General features: G+C 71.5%; 18 protein-coding genes and 2 tRNA genes. 13 read left to right on the top strand and 7 right to left on the bottom strand.

Features of this window, described 5'->3' with window-relative positions; genetic code table 11:
* Window positions 1-14 precede the first annotated feature (14 nt).
* From gyrA to ACFYOU_RS23875, 3 genes are all read left to right on the top strand, one after another.
* Window positions 15-2,633 carry a DNA gyrase subunit A gene (gene gyrA, locus ACFYOU_RS23885; RefSeq protein ID WP_391308286.1) on the top strand — a complete coding sequence of 873 codons (2,619 nt, stop codon included), beginning with the start codon at window positions 15-17 and terminating at the stop codon, window positions 2,631-2,633.
* 17 nt (window positions 2,634-2,650) lie between these two features.
* Window positions 2,651-3,376: a DUF3566 domain-containing protein gene (locus tag ACFYOU_RS23880; protein WP_389764088.1), complete on the top strand. Its 726-nt coding sequence runs from the start codon at window positions 2,651-2,653 to the stop codon at window positions 3,374-3,376.
* A gap of 116 nt (window positions 3,377-3,492) precedes the next feature.
* Window positions 3,493-3,566 (top strand) — tRNA-Ile (locus tag ACFYOU_RS23875).
* Between the two features lie 764 nt (window positions 3,567-4,330).
* Here the strand turns inward: ACFYOU_RS23875 and ACFYOU_RS23870 are convergent.
* Window positions 4,331-4,894: a DUF6344 domain-containing protein gene (locus tag ACFYOU_RS23870; protein ID WP_391308283.1), complete on the bottom strand. Its 564-nt coding sequence runs from the start codon at window positions 4,892-4,894 to the stop codon at window positions 4,331-4,333.
* Window positions 4,895-5,223: 329 nt separating this feature from the next.
* Between ACFYOU_RS23870 and ACFYOU_RS23865 the strand changes: the two genes are divergently transcribed.
* Both ACFYOU_RS23865 and ACFYOU_RS23860 read left to right on the top strand, forming a co-directional pair.
* A complete protein-coding gene (locus tag ACFYOU_RS23865; protein ID WP_003999697.1) occupies window positions 5,224-5,352 on the top strand; it encodes a DLW-39 family protein in 129 nt (42 codons plus the stop codon).
* Window positions 5,353-5,574: 222 nt separating this feature from the next.
* On the top strand, window positions 5,575-6,939 hold the full coding sequence (locus ACFYOU_RS23860; protein ID WP_391308282.1) for a hypothetical protein: 1,365 nt from the start codon (window positions 5,575-5,577) through the stop codon (window positions 6,937-6,939).
* Between the two features lie 82 nt (window positions 6,940-7,021).
* On the opposite strand, the gene ACFYOU_RS23855 is transcribed toward ACFYOU_RS23860, so the two are convergent.
* Together ACFYOU_RS23855 and ACFYOU_RS23850 are read right to left on the bottom strand one after the other, a co-directional pair.
* Window positions 7,022-8,758: a protein kinase gene (locus tag ACFYOU_RS23855; RefSeq protein WP_391308281.1), complete on the bottom strand. Its 1,737-nt coding sequence runs from the start codon at window positions 8,756-8,758 to the stop codon at window positions 7,022-7,024.
* A 45-nt stretch (window positions 8,759-8,803) separates the two neighbouring features.
* Window positions 8,804-9,352, bottom strand: a complete 549-nt coding sequence (locus ACFYOU_RS23850) for a helix-turn-helix domain-containing protein (RefSeq protein ID WP_385489296.1) — start codon at window positions 9,350-9,352, stop codon at window positions 8,804-8,806.
* A 176-nt stretch (window positions 9,353-9,528) separates the two neighbouring features.
* On the opposite strand from ACFYOU_RS23850, the gene ACFYOU_RS23845 reads away from it, so the two are divergent.
* Window positions 9,529-9,601, top strand: a tRNA-Ala gene (locus tag ACFYOU_RS23845).
* A gap of 58 nt (window positions 9,602-9,659) precedes the next feature.
* Here ACFYOU_RS23845 and ACFYOU_RS23840 read toward each other — a convergent pair.
* On the bottom strand, window positions 9,660-11,069 hold the full coding sequence (locus ACFYOU_RS23840; RefSeq protein ID WP_391308279.1) for an aminotransferase class I/II-fold pyridoxal phosphate-dependent enzyme: 1,410 nt from the start codon (window positions 11,067-11,069) through the stop codon (window positions 9,660-9,662).
* A gap of 254 nt (window positions 11,070-11,323) precedes the next feature.
* On the bottom strand, window positions 11,324-12,040 hold the full coding sequence (locus tag ACFYOU_RS23835) for a DUF5324 family protein (protein ID WP_391308367.1): 717 nt from the start codon (window positions 12,038-12,040) through the stop codon (window positions 11,324-11,326).
* Window positions 12,041-12,302: 262 nt separating this feature from the next.
* Between ACFYOU_RS23835 and ACFYOU_RS23830 the strand changes: the two genes are divergently transcribed.
* Together ACFYOU_RS23830 and ACFYOU_RS23825 are read left to right on the top strand one after the other, a co-directional pair.
* Entirely contained in the window at window positions 12,303-12,830 is a 528-nt protein-coding gene (locus ACFYOU_RS23830; protein WP_387001906.1) for a peptidylprolyl isomerase, read from the top strand.
* A 210-nt stretch (window positions 12,831-13,040) separates the two neighbouring features.
* A complete protein-coding gene (locus ACFYOU_RS23825; protein ID WP_389764046.1) occupies window positions 13,041-13,940 on the top strand; it encodes a rhomboid family intramembrane serine protease in 900 nt (299 codons plus the stop codon).
* Between the two features lie 356 nt (window positions 13,941-14,296).
* Here ACFYOU_RS23825 and crgA read toward each other — a convergent pair whose 3' ends face one another.
* Entirely contained in the window at window positions 14,297-14,551 is a 255-nt protein-coding gene (gene crgA, locus ACFYOU_RS23820) for a cell division protein CrgA (RefSeq protein ID WP_385489228.1), read from the bottom strand.
* Between the two features lie 154 nt (window positions 14,552-14,705).
* Between crgA and ACFYOU_RS23815 the strand changes: the two genes are divergently transcribed.
* The 5 genes from ACFYOU_RS23815 to ACFYOU_RS23795 all read left to right on the top strand — a co-directional run bounded on the left by ACFYOU_RS23815 (window position 14,706) and on the right by ACFYOU_RS23795 (window position 18,992).
* Entirely contained in the window at window positions 14,706-15,488 is a 783-nt protein-coding gene (locus ACFYOU_RS23815; RefSeq protein WP_389764044.1) for a DUF881 domain-containing protein, read from the top strand.
* Between the two features lie 255 nt (window positions 15,489-15,743).
* Window positions 15,744-15,920 (top strand): hypothetical protein, encoded by a 177-nt coding sequence (locus ACFYOU_RS23810; protein ID WP_387001902.1) that lies wholly within the window; start codon window positions 15,744-15,746, stop codon window positions 15,918-15,920.
* Window positions 15,917-16,555: an aminodeoxychorismate/anthranilate synthase component II gene (locus ACFYOU_RS23805; protein WP_385489221.1), complete on the top strand. Its 639-nt coding sequence runs from the start codon at window positions 15,917-15,919 to the stop codon at window positions 16,553-16,555. Before ACFYOU_RS23810 ends, ACFYOU_RS23805 begins: the two co-directional genes overlap by 4 nt.
* Complete coding sequence (locus tag ACFYOU_RS23800; RefSeq protein ID WP_391308275.1) at window positions 16,552-18,192, top strand: class E sortase; 1,641 nt, start codon at window positions 16,552-16,554, stop codon at window positions 18,190-18,192. The genes ACFYOU_RS23805 and ACFYOU_RS23800 overlap by 4 nt, the downstream gene beginning before the upstream one ends.
* Window positions 18,193-18,221: 29 nt before the next feature.
* Complete coding sequence (locus ACFYOU_RS23795) at window positions 18,222-18,992, top strand: class E sortase (RefSeq protein ID WP_389764040.1); 771 nt, start codon at window positions 18,222-18,224, stop codon at window positions 18,990-18,992.
* 88 nt (window positions 18,993-19,080) lie between these two features.
* Here ACFYOU_RS23795 and pknB read toward each other — a convergent pair whose 3' ends face one another.
* On the bottom strand, window positions 19,081-21,168 hold the full coding sequence (gene pknB, locus ACFYOU_RS23790; RefSeq protein WP_391308274.1) for a Stk1 family PASTA domain-containing Ser/Thr kinase: 2,088 nt from the start codon (window positions 21,166-21,168) through the stop codon (window positions 19,081-19,083).
* Window positions 21,169-21,253 lie beyond the last annotated feature (85 nt).

Genomic DNA, 21,253 nt, shown 5'->3' with positions numbered 1-21,253 from the left:
GACCCGCACCAGCAATGACCGACCAGAACCCCGAAGGCACGCCCCAAGCCGAGGGCATCGTCATGCGCATCGAGCCCGTCGGGCTCGAAACGGAGATGCAGCGCTCGTACCTCGACTACGCGATGTCCGTCATCGTGTCGCGCGCGCTGCCCGACGTCCGCGACGGCCTCAAGCCCGTGCACCGCCGGGTGCTGTACGCGATGTACGACGGCGGGTACCGGCCCGAGAAGGGCTTCTACAAGTGCGCCCGCGTCGTCGGCGACGTCATGGGCAACTACCACCCGCACGGCGACTCCTCGATCTACGACGCGCTGGTCCGCCTCGCGCAGACGTGGTCGATGCGGATGCCGCTGGTGGACTCCAACGGGAACTTCGGCTCCCCGGGCAACGACCCGGCCGCCGCCATGCGCTACACCGAGTGCAAGATGGCGCCGCTGTCCATGGAGATGGTCCGGGACATCGACGAGGACACCGTCGACTTCACGGACAACTACGACGGCCGCTCCCAGGAACCGACCGTCCTGCCGGCCCGGTTCCCCAACCTGCTGATCAACGGCTCCGCGGGCATCGCGGTCGGCATGGCCACCAACATCCCGCCGCACAACCTGCGCGAGGTCGCGTCGGGCGCCCAGTGGTACCTGGAGCACCCCGAGGCGAGCCACGAGGAACTGCTGGACGCGCTGATCGAGCGCATCAAGGGCCCCGACTTCCCGACCGGCGCCCTGGTGGTCGGCCGCAAGGGCATCGAGGAGGCGTACCGCACCGGTCGCGGCTCCATCACGATGCGCGCCGTGGTCGAGGTCGAGGAGATCCAGAACCGCCAGTGTCTGGTGGTCACCGAGCTGCCCTACCAGGTCAACCCGGACAACCTCGCCCAGAAGATCGCCGACCTGGTGAAGGACGGCAAGATCGGCGGCATCGCGGACGTCCGCGACGAGACCAGCTCCCGCACCGGGCAGCGCCTGGTGATCGTGCTCAAGCGGGACGCCGTCGCCAAGGTCGTCCTCAACAACCTCTACAAGCACACCGACCTCCAGACCAACTTCGGCGCCAACATGCTGGCCCTGGTCGACGGGGTGCCGCGCACGCTCTCGCTGGACGCGTTCATCCGCCACTGGGTGAACCACCAGATCGAGGTCATCGTCCGCCGGACCAAGTTCCGGCTGCGCAAGGCCGAGGAGCGCGCGCACATCCTGCGCGGTCTGCTGAAGGCCCTGGACGCCATCGACGAGGTCATCGCCCTCATCCGGCGCAGCGACACCGTCGACGTGGCGCGTTCGGGCCTGATGGGCCTCCTGGAGATCGACGAGATCCAGGCGAACGCCATCCTGGAGATGCAGCTGCGGCGCCTCGCCGCCCTGGAGCGCCAGAAGATCGTCCAGGAGCACGACGAGCTCCAGGCGAAGATCGCCGAGTACAACGCGATCCTCGCCTCGCCGGTCCGTCAGCGCGGCATCATCAGCGAGGAACTGGCCGCGATCGTCGAGAAGTTCGGCGACGACCGCCGCACCCAGCTGGTGCCCTTCGACGGTGACATGTCCATCGAGGACCTGATCGCCGAAGAGGACATCGTCGTCACCATCACGCGCGGCGGTTACGTCAAGCGCACCAAGACCGACGACTACCGCTCCCAGAAGCGCGGCGGCAAGGGCGTGCGCGGCACGAAGCTCAAGGAAGACGACATCGTCGACCACTTCTTCGTGTCGACCACCCACCACTGGCTGCTGTTCTTCACCAACAAGGGCCGCGTCTACCGGGCCAAGGCGTACGAGCTGCCCGACGTGGGCCGGGACGCGCGCGGTCAGCACGTGGCCAACCTGCTGGCCTTCCAGCCGGACGAGGCGATCGCGGAGATCCTCGCCATCCGCGACTACGAGGCCGCGCCCTACCTGGTCCTCGCGACCAAGGCCGGCCTGGTCAAGAAGACGCCGCTGAAGGACTACGACTCGCCCCGCTCCGGCGGTGTGATCGCGATCAACCTGCGCGAGACGGAGGGCAGCGGCGACGACGAGCTGATCGGCGCCGAACTGGTCTCGGCCGAGGACGACCTGCTGCTCATCAGCCGGAAGGCGCAGTCGATCAGGTTCACCGCGACGGACGAGGCGCTGCGCCCGATGGGCCGTGCCACCTCGGGTGTGAAGGGCATGAGTTTCCGCGAGGGCGACCAGCTGCTCTCGATGAATGTCGTTCGGCCCGGTACGTTCGTCTTCACCGCAACCGACGGCGGGTACGCGAAGCGCACCCCCGTCGACGAGTACCGCGTCCAGGGGCGCGGCGGCCTGGGCATCAAGGCCGCCAAGATCGTGGAGGACCGCGGTTCGCTGGTCGGTGCGCTGGTGGTCGAGGAGACGGACGAGATCCTCGCCATCACGCTCGGCGGCGGTGTGATTCGCACGCGAGTCAACGAGGTCAGGGAGACGGGCCGTGACACCATGGGCGTTCAACTGATCAACCTGGGCAAGCGCGACGCCGTCGTGGGCATCGCGCGCAACGCCGAGGCCGGTCGTGAGGCCGAGGAGGTCGACGGCGCGGACGCCGAGGACGGCGTGGGCGTCGAGACGACCGCCGAGGCTCCGGGGACCACCGGCGCGGACCAGGGCACGGACGAGGGCACGGCGCCCGCGGCCGAGTAGCGCGAGGAGTGTGACACGTGAGCGGAGCCACGGGCGCCGGGGGCGCGGGCCAGGTGGGACCGACCGGGGCCGCGGGCGCCGGATCCACCGGCGCACGCGCCGCCTCGAAGGGCGGCGCCCGGGGCTCCGCCGCGGGTTCTCCCGCCTCTGACGAATCCCATGTCTCCCAGGGGGGAACAGTGACGGACACCCGAGGTCCGCGGACCCAGTCGTACGACGGGCCCGCCGGGGCCCAGGAGGGCGCTGAAGGCGCGCTCCCGGGCGAACGGCTCCAGCAGCCCGCCGGCCAGCCCTACCACCCGCCCCAGGCGTACCAGACGCCCCCTGCGGGCGGCGTGCGCAAGCCGCGCACGGGGGCGCGTACGGAGCCCCGTACGCGCAAGGCGCGGCTGCGGGTCTCCAAGGCCGACCCGTGGTCGGTGATGAAGGTCAGCTTCCTGCTGTCCATCGCCCTCGGCATCTGCACGGTCATCGCCGCGGCGGTGCTGTGGATGGTCATGGACGCGATGGGCGTCTTCTCGACCGTCGGCGGGACGATCTCGGAGGCCACGGGCTCCAACGAGTCCAACGGCTTCGACCTCCAGTCGTTCCTGTCGCTGCCGCGGGTCCTGATGTTCACCAGCATCATCGCCATCATCGACGTGGTCCTCGCGACCGCGTTGGCGACGCTCGGGGCGTTCATCTACAACCTGTCCGCGGGTTTCGTCGGCGGTATCGAGCTGACGCTGGCCGAGGACGAGTAGGTCGGGCCGTACGGTCCCGCGAGCCGGTGTGCACGGGCCCCGCAGGGGGCCCGACCATCGATTTTGGGACTGGGCGCGACGTGCGCTAATCTTCAGAGGTCAGCGCGCAGCGCGGAGGGGCTATAGCTCAGTTGGTTAGAGCGCATCCCTGATAAGGATGAGGCCACAGGTTCAAATCCTGTTAGCCCCACAGTGGCCGGAAGGCCGATCGAACGCCTGGTGGATCGTAAGATCCGCCGGGCGTTTCTGCTTGCCCGGGTGTCCCGTGCGACCCGGGTGTCCCGTGCACCGGGGCGTCGTGGCCGGTGGCGGGTGTCCGCGGGCATGCGGAAAGCGCGTCCCGGTCAAGGACGCGTGGCGGGGGCCCGGAGGGCCGCACGGCGGGGCGCGGTGGCTCGTCGCCGGATCGGCGAGGGCGCTGCCACGGGTGCCGTGTGCGTGTGCGTGTTCGTGTGTGGTCGTTCGGCGGGTCGGTCGGTGACCCCGCGGGATCGTCTACGGGGACGGGTGCGCGTCGGGGCGTACCGGTTGTTCCGGTTGCTCCGGGCGGACCGGATGGTGCGGTGCGGGAACCGTCCGGCTGCGAGTGGGGAGTGCGTGCCGTACGGGTGGGTGCGGGTGAGGGGGCCGGGCGTCGGGACCGTACGGGCCGGTCGGTGCTCTCCCGTATCGGAGGTGACGCGGCCTCAGGACCTAAGCCCAGGTGGTGCAGTCCAGACGGGTGGTGCGTTCCAGACGGGTGGTGCGGTCCGGTCGGCGCGGTCGTGGCGACGGTGTGGGGCTCCGCGGGGCGGGGCCGTGGTCTCCGTACGCCGGGGGACCGGGCGCGGTGCAACGCGTTCACGGGACCCGGTGGGGTCCTCGTACCGTCGCGGTCGGTTCCGTTCCTCGCCGCGGGCGGTCGGGTCCGTCGTCGGACGGGACGCCGTGTGCGGACGAGCGGGTGGGTGCCGTTCAGCGGAGGGACGGCAGGTTCGGTGCCGGGGCGACGGGTGCGTTGCCCGGGGCGAACGCGGCGGGGCCGGTGTCCGGGCGGCCGTGGTGGCTGCCGGCGCCGTGGTCGGCGTGGCCGGAGGCGTGGCCGTGCGGGCGGGTGTGGGGGCCGGAGTGCGTGGTGGGTCCGGCGGCGCCGTGGGCGTGTTCCTGTGTCGTGGTGTGTGCGCCGGCCGCCACCGGCGGGGACGCATGGCCGCCGTGCGACTCCAGGGTGGCGTTCACCATCTCCGTCAGTGCCGCGTCGGAGTCCGGCGACGGTGCGCAGTGCCGGCAACTGGGCGAGGACCCGTGTGCTTCGGCGCGGATGCGCTGCTTCATCGTCGGTGGTAGGGACCTCGCGTACCGCGGCGGCGCGGCGACGGGGACCCGGGCTTCCCGGACGGCCGGGGTGCTGTTGCTGGACCCGCTGGTCTGGTGTACCGGGGCGGCAGCGGCGGGGGATGCGAACCCCAGGGCGGCGAGCACGGCGACAACGGCGGTGATGAGTGCCGTCCACAGCGCCATGACCTTGTTCTTGGCCATGATTCCCTCACTTTCGGGTTGGGCGATTTGCGTACTTTCCTCATCATGTGTATGTGGGTCCGGGAGTGAAGGACCGACGGGGGTGGCGCGTTGATCTTCAGATGAACACCACACGGATGGGGGTATCTGTCCCGAAAAGTGGGCTGAGGAGGCGAAAGTCACCATGTGGTCCGGCCGGCCGGAGTGCCTTCGTCCGCTCTCCGTCGTTGCTTGAGCGGTGTCCGGGGCGGGAGTTGGCCCCCTCCCGGCAGGTCACTGATCGATATCGGTCGGTGTGTATAGTCGGGCGCCAGAGGTCCCCTCACGTCAAGGAAAGACGAGGTCGCGCGGTGAAGAAGCTTCTCCTGGTCGCACTGGCCGCCATCGGCGGGCTCCTCGTGTACCGCCAGATCCAGGCGGATCGCGCCGAGCAGGACCTGTGGACGGAGGCGACCGACTCCGTGCCCACGGGTTCGTGATCAACAACACCCTTCACTCCGAAGGCCCCGGCCGCCCGAGCGGCCGGGGCCTTCGTGCGTTCCGGCGGGTCCGCCCCCCGGTTCGCGTACGGGACGGCACGGCAGTCGGGACGACCAGGACGGACGAGGGGTGGGCGCGTGATGGCGCGGCCGGTGGGGCAGCTGGGTCGAGGGGCCCGTGGGGTCCGTGGGGCGCTGGCCGCGGGGGCGGCGCTGTGCGCGGTGGCGGCGGTTTCGGCCCCCGGCACCGCCGCGGCGGACGGGCGACCACCCTCGTACGCCTTCGACGAGGACGCCCAGCGGGTCGAGGGAGCGCTCGACACCACCCGGGCCCTGCGCCTCACCCCCGGGAAGACGTACCGGAGCACGGTGCCGCGGGCGGGCAAGCTGTACTACCGGTTGGAGCTGGGGGCGCGGGAGAGCGCCTACGTGTCGGCGACGGTCGTGCCCACCACCGCGGCGAAGGTCTCCTTCAAGGACGGCTACTCCATCGCCGTGCAGGACGACAACGGCATCAACTGCTCCGCCGACCGGGCGCGTTTCGGCTCCTCGACGAGCCCCCGTCCGCTGACCGCCTGGGCGGCCCGACGGGTCGGGGCGAGCACCCTCAGCTGCAAACGGGCGGGCACGTACTACGTGGTGGTCGAACGGCAGAGCGAGGAGGCGTCGCCCCGGGACCCGTGGGACCTCGAACTCCGCTTCTCCATGGAACCCGCCCTGCGCGGCCCCGCCCCCAGCGCCACCCCGACGGCCTGGCCGTCCGACCCGCCCGCGCCCCTGACCGGAACCCCGAAGGAGCGTGAGGGCGGCACCGGGTTCAGCGCCGCGCCCCGTCTCGACCAGGGGGTGTGGCGCGACCGCGTCCGGCCCGGACAGACGCTCTACTACTGGGTGCCCGTCGACTGGGGACAGCAGCTGACCGCGGAGGTCGAACTGGGCTCGGCCGCCGACGGCGGCTCCGGCGGCGGCGGGGGGCGCGGACTGGGCAGGTACGTGCCCTCCGCGCTGGGCGTCTCCCTGTTCAACCCGGCCCGCGGCCCCGTCGACCAGGCCCAGAGCACCTATGACGGCCGCCAGAAGAAGGCGGTCATCGGGCCGCTCCCACCGGTGCGGTACGAGAACCGGTACGCGGTGTCCGACGAGGTCAGCGGGATGCGGTTCAGCGGGCGGTACTACCTGGCGGTGCATCTGAGCCGGGCCGTCGCCGAGCGCTTCGGGGACGGCCCGCTCGGGCTGACGCTCCGGGTGCGCGTCCAGGGCAACCCCGGCGCGGGCGGCTCGGAGTCCACGTACGACGGGCAGCCGCTGCCCGTCGACGAGTTCGAGGTCGTCGCCGCGGCGGAGCCGGCTCGCCGGGAGGGCGGCGGGGACACCGGGACCGGGTTCGCGCGGGGACCGGTGATGAAGACGGTGGCCGCCGGGGCCTTCACCGCGGGAACGGCCCTGGTGCTGCTGCTCGTGGTGTGGACGGTGGTGGCGCGGCGCCGGGCCGCCGGGGGCAAGGGCGCCGGCCGGGCCGGCACCGACGGTGATCCGGACGCCGGGGCGGAAGCCGGTACGGGGTCCCGGGTGGGTTCGCGCCGCTGACGGCCGACCCACCGGGTTGTCGGGGGTGGTGGGCGTGGGCGGGCCGGGTCGGCGGTGGGCGTGGGCGTGGACGGGCGGGGCGTCAGATGCGGCCCAGGGCCCAGATGCCCACCGCGAAACAGAGCAGGGCCAGGGCGAGCACCGGGAACGTCACCTTCGGGGGCGGTCCCGGTCGACGGCGGCGGCGGTGTCCCGGGGGCGGAGCGGTCACCGGGCGCGCGGCCCGGACGGCGCCGGCGGTGTACGGGGCGGTGGCCGCCGGCTCCCCGTGCCCCTGCGCGGTCTCCGCTCCGGCGAACGCGACCGGATCGGTGGGGCGCCCGGCGTACCCGGGGGGTACGGGGTACGGGGCGGGCTGCGAGTAAGGGGGGTAGCCGGCCGGGGCCCGGTACGGGGCGCCGGGTCCGGGCACGGCCGGGAACTCGTGGTGGGCCGCGGACTGCGGGGGTTCCTGCGGGCGCGGTGGAGGGAGGTCCGGGGAGGACGGGGACGGCGGGTAGTAGGGCGTGTGGGCCGGTACGGGCGGGGCGGGCGCGGAGCCCCCGGACGCCTGCCCGGTGGACGGTTCCGACGGGGCCGGTGCGGTGGGGGGCGGGGGCGGGAGGTGGAAGCTGCCCGTTGTGGACACGGCGGGCGGCGGCCCGCTCGGAGCGCCGTGCGGGACGCCCGGCCCGGGGGGCGCGCCCGGTGCCGCGGGGGGTACCGGGGGAGTGGGCGCCGGGGTCGGTGGGGGTGTGTAGGGGGCGGACGTCCAAGGAGCGGGCGGAGCCGTTCCGGAGCCGGTGGGGGTGGGGCCGGCGCCCGGTACCGCTGCCGAGTCGGTGGTGGGAGGGGAAGCGGGGGTCGGACGGGGGTCGGGGGTGGGTCCGGTGCGCGAACGGCTGGCGGTGTGCGGGTCACCGGGGCGGTCCAGGGCGTGGGGGGCGCCCTTCGCACGGACCTCGGGACCCTCGGGGCCGAAGCCCGTCGGCAGTGGACCGATCTGGTCGAACACCTCCACGAGTTCGTCGTCCGGACCGGGCTCCGGCAGCATCTCGGCGGCCGACACCAGGGCCTTGCGGGCACCGGTCGCGGTACGGAACCGGGCCTGCGGATCGGGCTGGAGGAGCCCGGCGACGACCTGCCACAGGGGTTCGTCGACATCGCGCGGCGCGGTGGGGGTGCCGTGCGCGGCGAAGTGTTCGATCAGTGCCTTGGCGTCGGGCTTGGCGCCCTGGAGCAGATAGAGGGCGACCAGCCCCACGGCGAAGAGGTCCGCCGGGAAGTCCGGCTCGGCACCCAGCATTTGCTCGGGTGCGAAGTAGCCGGGGGTGCCCACCACGTAGTCGGTCTCGGTGAGCCGGGGCTCTCCCTTGCGCATGGCGATGCCGAAGTCGGACAGCCGCAGGTGCGGCCGGCCGGACCCGGTCGCCTCCAGCAGTACGTTGGCCGGCTTGATGTCCCGGTGCACGACGCCCTCGGCGTGGACGGCGGCGAGCCCGGAGAGCAACTGGTCGAGGAGGGTGCAGACGAAACGGGGCGGCAACGGGCCGTAGTCCCCGATGAGATGGGCCAGCGAGCCGCCGGCGACGAGGTCCATGGTGAACAGGACCTTGTCGTCGTCGGCGGCCCAACTGGCGGGAGCGAGCACGTGCGGATGGTCGATGCGGAGCGCCTGCTCACGCACGAAGCGCAACAGCGTGTGCGCATCGCTCTGTTGCAGGACCTTGGCGGCGACGTACCGGCGCCGCCGGTGGTCCCAGGCGCGCCAGACCGCGCCCACTCCCCCGCGTCCGATCGGATCGACCAGTTCGTACCGGCCGGCGAAGACCTCGCCCATCGTCGTGTGCCGCTCCCCGTGATGTGCCTCCGACTGAGCCTCGGCTCAGCTCTGGTGTGCCTGATAGTGGGCGACCGCGTCCGCGGTGCGTCCGGCTCCGTACACGCGCAGGAACTCCGCCAGTTCGGGGTGGGTGGAGGCGAGGGAGTCCGCGGCGTTGATGATGTCGCCCGCCGCCGCCACCGAGCGCAGCAGGGACTGGATCTCGCGGACGACCCGCTTGACGGTGGGCGCTCCCGAACTGCTCGTCGTCTGCGAGGTGTTGCTCAGCACGGAACCGCCCTGGGACTTCTTGATCTCGTCCATCCGCTCGGTGGCTTCGGCGGCGCTGACGCTGCCGTCGGCCACCTGGGCGGCGAGGTCCTGGAGCAGTTGCACGCGCTGGACGACCGCGGGGTTGCCGATCTTGGCGCGCTGCCCGCTCATCAGCTGGGACAGCATCGGCGCCGAGAGTCCGAGGACCCCGGCCAGTCGGGCCTGGTTCAGCCCGAGATCCTCGATGAGCCTACGGAAGAGCGCCCCCAACGGCTCCCCGTACCAGTTCCGCTGAAGCTCCCTCGCTCTGGCAGTGGCTTCCTGCTGTGCGGCGTCCATTGCGTCTCCCCATCGCTTCCCCAAGAACCGCGGTTCGCTGTCGCGAAGCGCGTGCGAGCATCCTACGGAGAGTGGTCGTACACGGGGACCCCAATCCTTTTGCGGGATCCGGGGGGTAACCCGGTACCCTGTTCAACGACGCGGACTCGCCCCACCAGGCGATCCGCATCCCTTTCGGGGCCTTAGCTCAGTTGGTAGAGCGCTGTCTTTGCATGGCAGATGTCAGGGGTTCGACTCCCCTAGGCTCCACTTTGAGAAACCCCCTCCACCTGCGGAAACGCAGCGGGAGGGGGTTTTCCCATGGGGCTCACCGGGTGGGCAGGCCCTCGCGCAGGACCTCGCCCAGCCTCTTCGCCCCCTCCATGAGTTCGGCGTGGTCGGCGGTGGCGGCGAAGCCCACCCGCAGGTGGGGCGCGGGCGGCTCGGCGGCGAAGTAGCGCCCGCCCGCGCTCACGGCGACCCGGTGCCGGCGGGCGGCGGTGGCGACCGCGGTGTCGTCCGTGTGGTCGGGCAGCCGGATCCACAGGTGCAGGCCGCCCGCGGGCACGCCGGTCAGCACGCAGTCCGGCGCCTCCCGGGCGACCGTCGCGGCCAGCAGGGCGCACCGCTCGCGCAACTCTTCCGACAGGCTGCGCAGATGCCGGTCCCAGGACGGCGAACTGACCAGTTCCAGCGCGGCTTCCTGGAGGGGCCTCGTCACGAAGAAGTCGTCGACGAGCCGGACGGCCCGCAGCCGCTCCATCACCGGACCCCGTGCGATCAACGCACCGATCCGCAGGCTCGGAGCCACCGGTTTGGTCAGTGAGGTGACCTGGATGACGGTGCCGTCGCGGTCCTCACTGATCAGCGGGGCGGGCGGCCGGCCGCCGTGTCCCAGGTGCCGTGCGAAGTCGTCCTCCACGACGAAGGCGCCCGCCGCCCGTGCCACGTCCAGCACCTGCCGGCGCCGCTCGGGCGGCAGCACGCTGCCGGTCGGGTTGTGGAAGGTGGGCTGGCAGTACAGCAGGCGGGCGCCGGTCATCGCGAAGGCGTCGGCCAGCAGATCGGGGCGGATGCCGTCCTGGTCGACGGGTACGGGCACCGGCCGCAGCCCCGCCGCGCTCGCCGCGGCGAGCGCGCCCGGATAAGTGGGCGACTCCACGAGCACGGGGCTGCCCGGGCCGGCGACGGCCCGGAACACGACCGACAGGGCGCTCTGGCCGCCGGCGGTGATCAGGACGTCGTCCGGCCGGGCTCCCGCTTCGGTCAGGTCGGCGAACGCGGCGCGCAGTGCGGGCAGACCGGTGGCCGGAGCACGGTCCCAGGCGTCCGGCCGGCGGGCGGCCCGCGCCAGTGCGGCGCTCAGGGCGCGGGTCGGCTGGAGGGAGCGGTGGATGTAACCGCCGTCCATCGTGATGCTGCCGGCCGGCGGGGGCGGGGAGTCGTGGATCGTGCGGGTGTCGACGGTGCGGTCGGTGAGCGCGACCGTCTGCCACCCCGTGTCGGCGGCCTCCGTGCGGGCCGGGGCGCGCGGTGCGACGTAGGTGCCGCTGCCCGGCCGCGTCACCACGGCGCCCTCCGCGGCGAGCAGGGCGATGGCGCGGGCGACGGTGGCGGGTCCCACGTGGTACCGCTCGATCAACTGGCGGCTGCTGGGCAGCCGGTCGCCGGTGGACAGCCCGGTGACCAGCTCGCGGAGCTCGGCCGCCAACTCATGTGAAGTGCTACCGCTGGACATGGTGGAGCATGGTAGTGCTACGGGTCCGCACCCGATGCGATGCGGGTGCCCGCGGGTCCGTAGCCCGTCGCGTTGCGGTGTGACCCGCTGTCGTTGCGTGAAACACCCGTCTGGTGACGTTTCGCGGGGCCGCGGACTGTTTCACGTGAAACGCCCCGCGGGCGGCCCGGGTCGAGAGGAACCAGGCCGCCCGTCGGACGTTCTCGGTGGGTGTGCTGCGTGCTGCCCGGGCCTGCGGTCTCGCGGGGGGCCGGCTAATCGCGTTCCGGAGTGTCGGACGAGGCGTCCGCCTGGGCCTGCTTGGCCTCCACCTCCGGGTCGAGGGCGGACGGGGAACCGTCGACCGCGTTCAGGGAGCCGCCCGACTCGGGCACCTCCGTGGCCGCGGGCGGCTCCACCAGCCAGTCCGGGTTGGCCTGCCTGTCCCACCAGCGCCAGAGGGCGAACGCGGCACCGGCGGTCACTCCCAGGACGAGGAGCCCCTTGCCGACGCGTCCTGCGCGGGCGCGGCGTTCCTGCTTGCGCAGGAGCGCCCGTACTTCTTCTGCCGACACCTGTCCGCGCAGTGCTGCGAGGGCGGCCAGCCCCCGGGAAGCGGCCTCGTCCCGTACCGGACCTGCGGCTGCCACGGCCTGCTCGATCCGGGGCCGGGAGTAATCGGCTGCCTGGCGGGCGGCGAGGCGGGTGCGGACGGCCGCTTCATGGGCGGCGTGGTCGACCTTGGGCGGTACATGGGTGCGGGCCTGCTCGATCCGGGGCGCCACATGTGCCCCGTACTGGACACGCGCCTGTTCGGTGGCCTGCTGCGCAGCGTGGGACACCTTGGGTGCCAGTCGAACCCGAGCCTCCTGGGCGTAGTGCACAGCCCGGTCCTTGGCTGTGTCGGCGTAGGGCGCCACCACTTCCGCGGCGTGCAGCACGCTGTCCTTCGCCGAACCGGTCGCGGCGCGCACGCTGTCGATGCGGGTCACGGGAACCTCCTCCTCGGTGGCGTACGTCAGTGCCGGGGGCGTCCCCGGCAAGTCATCGTTCACCTTTCCACCCTTTTGAGGATCATGCCTGCCGTCCCACGCCACGGCATGTGAGGAAGCGCATCCGGGTCACACCGGTGGCCGTGCATCCCGAGTGGAAGGGGGTAAGGAGGAAGCACGGTCCGCTCGCCCGCGGTCGGGCGACGCAGGCTCCGGCTCGTGCGAGGATCGATACGTCATGGAAGACAACGGAAGGCAGATCGTGGCCGAGCAGCTTTACGCCACTTTGAAGACCAACCAAGGCGACATCGTGGTGCGGCTCCTGCCCAACCACGCGCCCGAGACGGTCAAGAACTTCGTCGAGCTCGCCGAGGGCAAGCGCGAATGGGTTCACCCCGAGACCGGCAAGCGGTCCACCGACCGCCTCTACGATGGCACGGTCTTCCACCGGGTCATCCCCGGATTCATGATCCAGGGCGGCGACCCGCTGGGCAACGGCACCGGTGGCCCGGGTTATCAGTTCAAGGACGAGTTCCACCCGGAGCTCCAGTTCGACCGTCCGTACCTGCTGGCCATGGCGAACGCGGGCCCGGGCACCAACGGCTCGCAGTTCTTCGTGACGGTCGAGCCCACCGCGTGGCTGAACCGCAAGCACACGATCTTCGGTGAGGTCGTGGACGCTCCCAGCCAGAAGGTCGTGGACGCCATCGCGGGCACCCAGACCAACCCGCGCACGGACCGTCCGGTGAAGGACGTGGTCATCGAGTCGGTCGTCATCGAGACGCGCTGACCCGGTACGCCCACTGCCGGTGACCCGGTGCCGCAGGGCCCTGCTCGTCGGTGGGGCGCGGCCCGCACCGGGGAACAAACTGCCCCGCCCATCCGTCATGGAGGGCGGGGCCGTGCGTTGACCGAGTGATCTCCCGAGGGACGACCTTCCGTGGTCCACGGGCCGTGGCGGCCGCGTACGCCTTCGGACGAGTTGGAGTGAGGGGACCCCATGGACCAGGCGCCAGGCGGACCGCACGGAACGCAGGGCTCGCGGGACGCCCAGAGCCCGCCCACGTGCTACCGGCACCCGGACCGGGAGACCGGTATCCGCTGCACCCGCTGTGAGCGGCCGATATGTCCGGACTGCATGATCAGCGCCTCGGTGGGTTTCCAGTGCCCCGAGTGCGTGCGGGACGGCTCCGGTACCGGGCACGCTCCCACCGCCAACCAGCCCCGCACCCTCACGGGCGCTCCCCTGGCGCGGGACCCCCGGTTGGTCACGAAGATCCTCCTGGCGATCAACGTCCTCGTCTTCATCGCCATCCAGACCAACGACCGCCTGGTCAGCGATCTCTTCCTGATCGGTGCCTGGCCCGCTCCGCACTTCGCCGTGGAGGGCGTGGCGGACGGCCAGTGGTACCGGTTGGTGACGTCGATGTTCGCGCACCAGGAGGTGTGGCACATCGCGTTCAACATGTTCAGCCTGTGGTGGCTCGGCGGTCCGCTGGAGGAGGCCTTCGGTCGGGCGCGGTACCTCGCGCTGTACCTGGTCTCGGGGCTCGCGGGCAGTGCGCTCACCTATGTGCTGGTCGATCCGACCTCCGCGTCCCTCGGCGCCTCGGGTGCGATCTACGGTCTGTTCGGCGCCACGGCCGTGCTGGTCAAGCGCCTCAACTACGACATGCGCCCGGTGATCGCCCTGCTGGCGATCAACTTGATCTTCACCTTCACCATGTCCGGCATCGCCTGGCAGGCCCATGTCGGTGGTCTGATCGCGGGTGTGGCCATCGCCTACGGGATGATGCACACCGGCGGGAAGCGGCGCGCCCTCGTGCAGTGGGGGACCTGTGCGGCGGTCTTCCTCGTCGTGGTGGTCGCCGTGGTGGTGCGGACCGCTTCACTCGTCTGAGGCGGCCCGACGAACGACGGCCCGCAATGGTTGTCCACAGTGGGTGGCGGATCTTGTGCATGCTGTGGGCGAACGTCTGTGCCCCTTGCGCTGACCTGGGTTTCCCCAGTCAGCACAAGGGGCGAACGTGTTTTCGGATACCGGTAGGTCAGTCACATCGGCGTCAACACGTAAGGGGTTATCCACAGATCGTCTGACCTTTTCCCCACTGTGGAAAAACTCTGTGGATAACTCTGCCCCCGTGCGGGGCGCAGCAGTGGTCACCCGCCCTGCGAACAGCACGAAGGGCCCCCTGGGCCGGAGGGGAGTGCAGCGCCCGGCCGGGGGCTCAGCCCGTGGAGCCGACTAGGAGCGGGTCACTTCCACTGGGTGGAGACGCCGAAGCCCGCGGCGATGAAGCCGAAGCCGACCACGATGTTCCAGTTGTCCAGGGCGTCGATCGGAAGCTTGCCGTCCGTGAGGTAGAAGACGACGATCCAGGCGAGACCGACGAAGAACATCGCCAGCATCAGCGGGGCGACCCAGCTGCGGTTGGTCAGCTTGATCGCGGTCGACTGCTTCGCCGTGGGCGGCGTGTAATCGGCCTTCTTGCGGATACGTGACTTCGGCACGAGGGGCTCTCCTGTCGATGCGCTGCGTGGCCGCGCGAGACGGTGGGGGCGGGCTCCGGGGCAGCGTACAAGCGAACTGCTGGGGGAAACGGATCGTTCCCCCGGGCGTCCGTTAGCGTAGTGCTTCCTCGGCGCGGTAAGGAGCAAGGGTACGTTGAGCAATTCTGCCGACTCCCCCGGTGTGCGCACCACCCCCGCTGGCAAGAAGCGTTGGCGGCCGGTGCGCGCCCTCACCGCCGGCGTCTTCGCCCTCGCCGGACTGCTCTTCGTGACCAGCTTCAACACCGCCAAGGGCACCAACCTCCGCACGGACGCCTCCCTGCTCAAGCTCTCCGACCTGATCAAGGAGCGCAGCCACAAGAACGGGGAGCTGGAGGAGGACAACGGGGTCCTCCGCGAGGACGTGAAGGCGCGCGCCGAAGAGGGCCACCCCGGCGCCACCGACACCGAGGAAGCCCGACTGAAGGCGCTGGAGAACCGGGCCGGTACCCGGGAACTGCGCGGCGAGGCCCTGACCGTCACGCTCAACGACGCCCCGCCCGACGCGACGCCCAAGCTCCCCGGCTACCCCGAACCGCAGCCCGACGACCTGGTGATCCACCAGCAGGACCTCCAAGCCGTGGTCAACGCCCTGTGGCAGGGCGGCGCCGAGGGCATCCGGGTGATGGACCAGCGCCTGATCTCCACCAGCGCCGTCCGCTGCGTCGGCAACACCTTGATCCTCCAGGGCCGGGTGTACTCGCCCCCCTACAAGATCACCGCGATCGGCGACACGGCCCGGCTGAAGAAGACCCTCACGGCCGCACCCGCGATCCAGAACTACATGCTCTACGTCAACGCCTACGGACTGGGCTGGAACGTCGACGAGGAGGGAACGGTGACCCTCCCCGGCTACACCGGGCCCGTGGACCTGCACCAGGCGCGCCCCATCGAGTAGCCCGGGAGTCCGGTGGCCCGCCCGGGCCGGCGGCCCACCGTGATCTACGTCCCACCGCACGGTTTCACGTGGAACATTCCCGGCACTCCCGGCCGGCCGAACAGGGCAAGCCGGTCGCTTTGTGACGCCGGGCGCGTCCGGGGCCGCGGGGACGCCCGGCCCGTGAGCGGCTTTGCACGCCAACCCCCGCTATCTCGCGCCCCGCCCCCGTAGTCTGGTGGACGCACGGCAACACCAACGGCGAGTAGGGACGGCATGTACGGCTGGATCTGGCGGCATCTGCCGGGCAATGCGTGGGTGAAGGCGGTCCTGTCGCTCATCCTCGTGCTCGCGGTCGTGTACGCGCTCTTCCAGTACGTGTTTCCGTGGGCCGAGCCCCTGCTCCCCTTCAACGACGTGACCGTCGACGAGGGAAGGGCCCCCACCCAGTGAGCGCGCGGATTCTTGTAGTCGACAACTACGACAGCTTCGTCTTCAACCTCGTGCAGTACCTCTACCAGCTCGGTGCCGAGTGCGAGGTGCTCCGCAACGACGAGGTCTCCACCTCGCACGCCCAGGACGGCTTCGACGGCGTCCTGCTGTCACCGGGCCCCGGCGCCCCCGAGCAGGCCGGCGTCTGCATCGACATGGTCCGGCACTGCGCCGCCACGGGCGTGCCCGTCTTCGGGGTCTGCCTCGGCATGCAGTCGATGGCGGTGGCCTACGGCGGCGTCGTGGACCGCGCCCCCGAACTGCTGCACGGCAAGACCTCGCTGGTCGAGCACGCGGGGCAGGGCGTCTTCGCCGGACTGCCCTCCCCGTTCACCGCGACCCGCTACCACTCGCTCGCGGCCGAGCCCGCGACCGTGCCGGACGAGCTGGAGGTCACGGCCCGTACCCACGACGGCATCATCATGGGGCTGCGCCACCGTGAACTGCCCGTCGAAGGCGTGCAGTTCCATCCCGAGTCGGTGCTCACCGAACACGGGCACCGGATGCTCGCCAACTGGCTCGTCGAGTGCGGGTACGGCGATGCCGTGGCCAGATCGGTGGGGCTCGCCCCGGTGGTGGGCAGGGCCTCCGCGTGACAGCGGTGCGGCCCGAGCGGGACTCGGGACCGGGGGACCCGGGGAGCCCGCCGCCTCCCGGGCCCACCGCTCCGTACCGGGACCCCGCGTACGGGCACCTGCCGTACGAGGTCCCCGGCGGGTTCGAGCGGGCCGTGCAAGGGCTCGCCGACCCGCTGAACGATCCCCTGCCCGGCCAGGACCCGTCCGCCGGCCGGCAACCCGGGGCCCCGGGCCCGGGCGGAGCCGCCCACCACGCCCCGGGCCTGCCCGGCGAGTGGTACGACCCGCAGGGCTACGCCCGCAACTGGCACGGGTCGGCCGGAGCCGCTCCCCAGCCGCAGCCCCCCGCACCGGTCGGGCCGACCGGACCGTACGGACCGCCCGGTCCGCACGGGTACGGGGACGGTTCCGGCACGGGCGGGGCCGGGTACGCGGGCCCTTCGTACGCGACCCCGCCGCCCGACGGACGGCCCCGGCAGACGCCGTACCCGCCCCCCGCTCCGGCCGCTCAGGGCCTCCCGTACCGCGCCCCCGCCGCGAACGCGTACCCGACCGGACGGCCGGGCGCGGGGCCCGGTCCGCTGCCCCCGGAGCGCCCCGGCCCGCACGGCGGCCCGTCCCGTCCGTACCCGCCGCCCGCCGGCACCTACGGGCCCCCCGGGCCCGGACCGGGCTCCGCAGCCCCCACGGCCCGCCCTGGGGCCGCGGCAGGCGCCGGACCCACGGGGACGCCACCGCACGGCTCCGCGGTCTTCACCGGCCCGTCCGACGTCCTCCAGGGCCCACGCCCCGGCCGCCGACCCCGCGGCACGGACGACGCGTACGACCACTACGCCGGCGCCAACGACCCCAGGAGCTCCCGGGACTTCGACGCGTACGCCGATTCCCGTGCGTACCCCGAAGACTCCCCGTACCCCGAAGACCCCGCGGACGAGGCGCCGCTGTCGCGGGTGGAGGCGCGCCGTGCGGCCCGTGCGCGGAAACCGACCGTCGGGGTGTTGGTCAGCCGGGGCCTCGGCGAAATCTTCATCACCGTGGGCCTCCTCATGCTGCTGTTCGTCACCTACCAGCTCTGGTGGACCAACATCCGGGCGCAGGCGCAGGCGGACGGAGCGGCGAACCAGATCCAGGAGGACTGGGCCAAGGGCAAGCGGGCCCCGGGGTCCTTCGAACCCGGGCAGGGCTTCGCCATCATGCACATCCCCACCCTCGACGTGGTCGTGCCCGTCGCCGAGGGCATCGACAAGAAGAAGGTCCTCGACCGCGGCATGGTCGGCCACTACGCCGAGGGCAGCCTGAAGACCGGGATGCCCGAGGACAAGACGGGCAACTTCGCCGTCGCCGGTCACCGCAACACCCACGGCGAGCCCTTCCGCTACATCAACCGGTTGAAGCCCGGTGACCCGATCGTGGTCGAGACGCAGGACACGTACTTCGTCTACGAGATGGCGAGCATCCTCCAGCAGACCCCGCCGAGCAATGTCGCCGTCCTCGAACCGATCCCGCCCGGGTCGGGCTTCACCGCTCCCGGCCGGTACCTCACCCTGACGACGTGCACCCCCGAGTTCACCAGCAAGTACCGGATGATCGTGTGGGGCAAGATGGCTGAAGAACGACCGCGCTCGGAGGGGAAGCCGGACGCGCTCGTCAGCTGAGGCGAACGGAACAGACGGGGCACGATGCAGTGGTAGCGACGACAGAACCGCACGGGCCCGCCGAGGGGGACGCCGCGCAGGACGGGGCGCAACCGGTGGCCGCGGCGCCGCAAAGCCGCGGACGGGGCAGGCTCGCCCTCGCCGTCAGCGTCTTCGGCGAACTCCTGATCACCGCCGGCGTGGTGCTCGGCCTCTTCGTCGCGTACTCGCTGTGGTGGACCAACGTCGTCGCCGACCGGGAGGCGAACAAGCAGGGCGACCGGGTCCGGGACACCTGGGCCGACGACCGTCCGGGCGGCCCCGGCGCCCTGGACACCAAGGACGGCATCGGCTTCCTGCACGTGCCGTCGATGAACGGCCGGGAAGAAATACTGATCAGGAAGGGCACCGCGACCGACCTCCTCAACGACGGGGTCGCGGGTTACTACACCAAGCCGGTCAAGTCGGCCCTGCCGCAGGACCCGAAGGGCAACTTCTCGCTCGCCGCGCACCGCGACGGCCACGGGGCGAAGTTCCACGACATCCACAAGATCGAGAAGGGCGACCCGATCGTCTTCGAGTCCAAGGACACCTGGTACGTCTACCGGGTGTACGCGACGCTGCCGCAGACCTCGAAGTACAACGTGCAGGTCCTCGACCCGATCCCCGAGGAGTCCGGCGCGAAGAAGGCCGGGCGGTACATCACGCTCACCACCTGCACCCCGAAGTACACGTCCACGTACCGGTACGTGGTGTGGGGCGAGCTGGAGCGCACCGAGAAGGTCGACGCCGACCGCACTCCCCCCGCCGAGCTGCGCTGACGTCCCGCAGGCCGGCCCCGTACGACCGTGGTCCCGGTCCCCGCTCGTGCAGCGGGGACCGGGACCACGGTCGTCGTCCGGTGGGGCGTCAGTTCCGGCGTCCGCCGATGATGCCGCCGTAGAAGCCGGCCTCGTCGGCGTCGCCCTGGTCGCCGCCGTCACCTCCGTTGCCGCCGTTGCCGTTGCCCCCGTTGCCGGGGTTGCCGTTGGCGTTGCCGGCGGCGGTCTGGATCTGGACCTGGGTGCCCTCGTCGACCGGACTGCCCGCGGGCGGGTTGGTGAAGACCACGATCGCGCTGTCGTCCTGCGCGCCGCCGATCTGACCGACCTGGAGCTTGGCGTTGGCCAGCTCCTGCTTCGCCTCGCCGAGGGTCTTGCCGGTCAGGTTCGGCACCTGCACCTGCTGCGGCTCCTCCTCTTCCTCTTCTTCCTCCGGGGGAGCCTTGGCGATCTGGAGGGTGACCGTGGAGCCCGGGGCGGCCGGCGTGTTGGCCGTCGGGGACTGGCTGAAGACCTGACCGGGCTCGCCGCTCGTCGTCTCGACCTCCGTGCAGGTGCCCACCAGATCGCTGTCCTGGAGCTGCTGCTTGGCCGCGTCACAGGTCTGGCCGGTGAGGTCCGGCACGGCCACCCGCTCCTTGGCCTTGGCCACGGTCAGGGTGATCTTGGTGCCCTTCTCGACCTCCTTGCCGGAGGTCGGGTCCTGCTCCAGGACGGTGCCGACGGGCTCCTCGGACTGCTTGAACTTCGATTCGACATCGAACTCGTAGTCGTCGCCCTGGAGCTTGTCGGTCGCCGCGTCCAGGTCGTCGCCGATGACGTTCGGCACGGCGACCTTGGGGGCGCCCGTGGAGACGGTCAGCGTGACGGTGGACGCACGGTCGACCTCGGTCCCGGTGGCCGGGTCCTGGGCGCAGACGCTGTCGCGCGGCTGGTCCTCGCACGCCTTGCGGGTCACCGCCAGCTTGACGTGGCCGATCTCCGCCATCTTCTCGGCGTCCGTCAGCTCCTGTCCGACGAAGTTCGGCACCTTGACCGGGCCGTCGTCGCCCGATCCGCTGGTGAACCACTTGCCGATCAGGATCGCGCCGACCAGCACCAGGGCGCCCGCCACGGCCAACAGCACCGTGGAGCCGTTGCCCTTCTTCTGCCGGCGGCGGTCCGGGCGCTCGTCGTAGCCGTAACCGGGGTCGTCCGCGTGCACGGGGGGCAGCATCGTGGTCGCCGCGCCGCCGTCCTGGGGGCGCAGGGCCGTGGTCGCCTGGTCGTCGCCGTACCCGGGTCCGTACCCGCCGCCGTACCCGACGGCGCCCAGGGCGGCGGTCGCCGCGACCGGCTGGCCGTCCAGACACGCCTCGATGTCGGCGCGCATCTCGTCGGCCGACTGGTAGCGGTAGTCGGGGTCCTTGACCAGCGCCTTCAGGACGATCGCGTCCATCTCGGGCGTGATCTCCGGGTCGAAGACGCTCGGCGGCTGGGCCTCCTCGCGCACGTGCTGGTACGCCACCGCCACCGGGGAGTCCCCGATGAACGGCGGGCGGACGGTCAGCAGTTCGTACAGCAGGCAGCCCGTGGAGTACAGGTCGGAGCGGGCGTCGACGGTCTCGCCCTTGGCCTGCTCCGGGGAGAGGTACTGCGCGGTGCCGATGACGGCCGAGGTCTGCGTCATCGTCATGCCGGCGTCACCCATCGCACGGGCGATGCCGAAGTCCATCACCTTGACCTGCCCGGTGCGCGTCAGCATGACGTTCGCGGGCTTGATGTCGCGGTGGACGATCTGGTTGCGGTGCGAGTACTCCAGGGCCTGGAGGATGCCGATGGTCATCTCCATGGACCGCTCGGGCAGCAGCTTGCGCCCCGAGTGCAGCAACTCCCGCAGGGTGGAGCCGTCGACGTACTCCATCACGATGTACGGGATGGAGATGTTGTCGATGTAGTCCTCGCCGGTGTCGTAGACCGCGACGATCGCCGGATGGTTGAGCGAGGCGGCCGACTGGGCCTCACGGCGGAACCGGGCCTGGAACGACGGATCGCGGGCCAGGTCGGCCCGCAGCGTCTTCACGGCTACGGTGCGGCCGAGCCGGGTGTCGTGCGCGAGGTGCACCTCGGCCATGCCACCGCGGCCGAGCACCTGGCCCAGCTCGTACCGGCCGCCGAGGCGACGCGGCTCTTCCATAGCTATTCCAGCCCTCTCCGTCGGTCCCGACCGTACCGGCGTACGGTCCGGCGGTGTGCTGTCCGAGGCTTACCGTACCCGGATC

Source organism: Streptomyces sp. NPDC005955 (assembly GCF_042871255.1).
Taxonomy (GTDB): domain Bacteria; phylum Actinomycetota; class Actinomycetes; order Streptomycetales; family Streptomycetaceae; genus Streptomyces.
The sequence above is the reverse complement of the archived record's forward strand: the minus strand, read 5'-3'. Positions and strand labels throughout refer to the sequence as shown.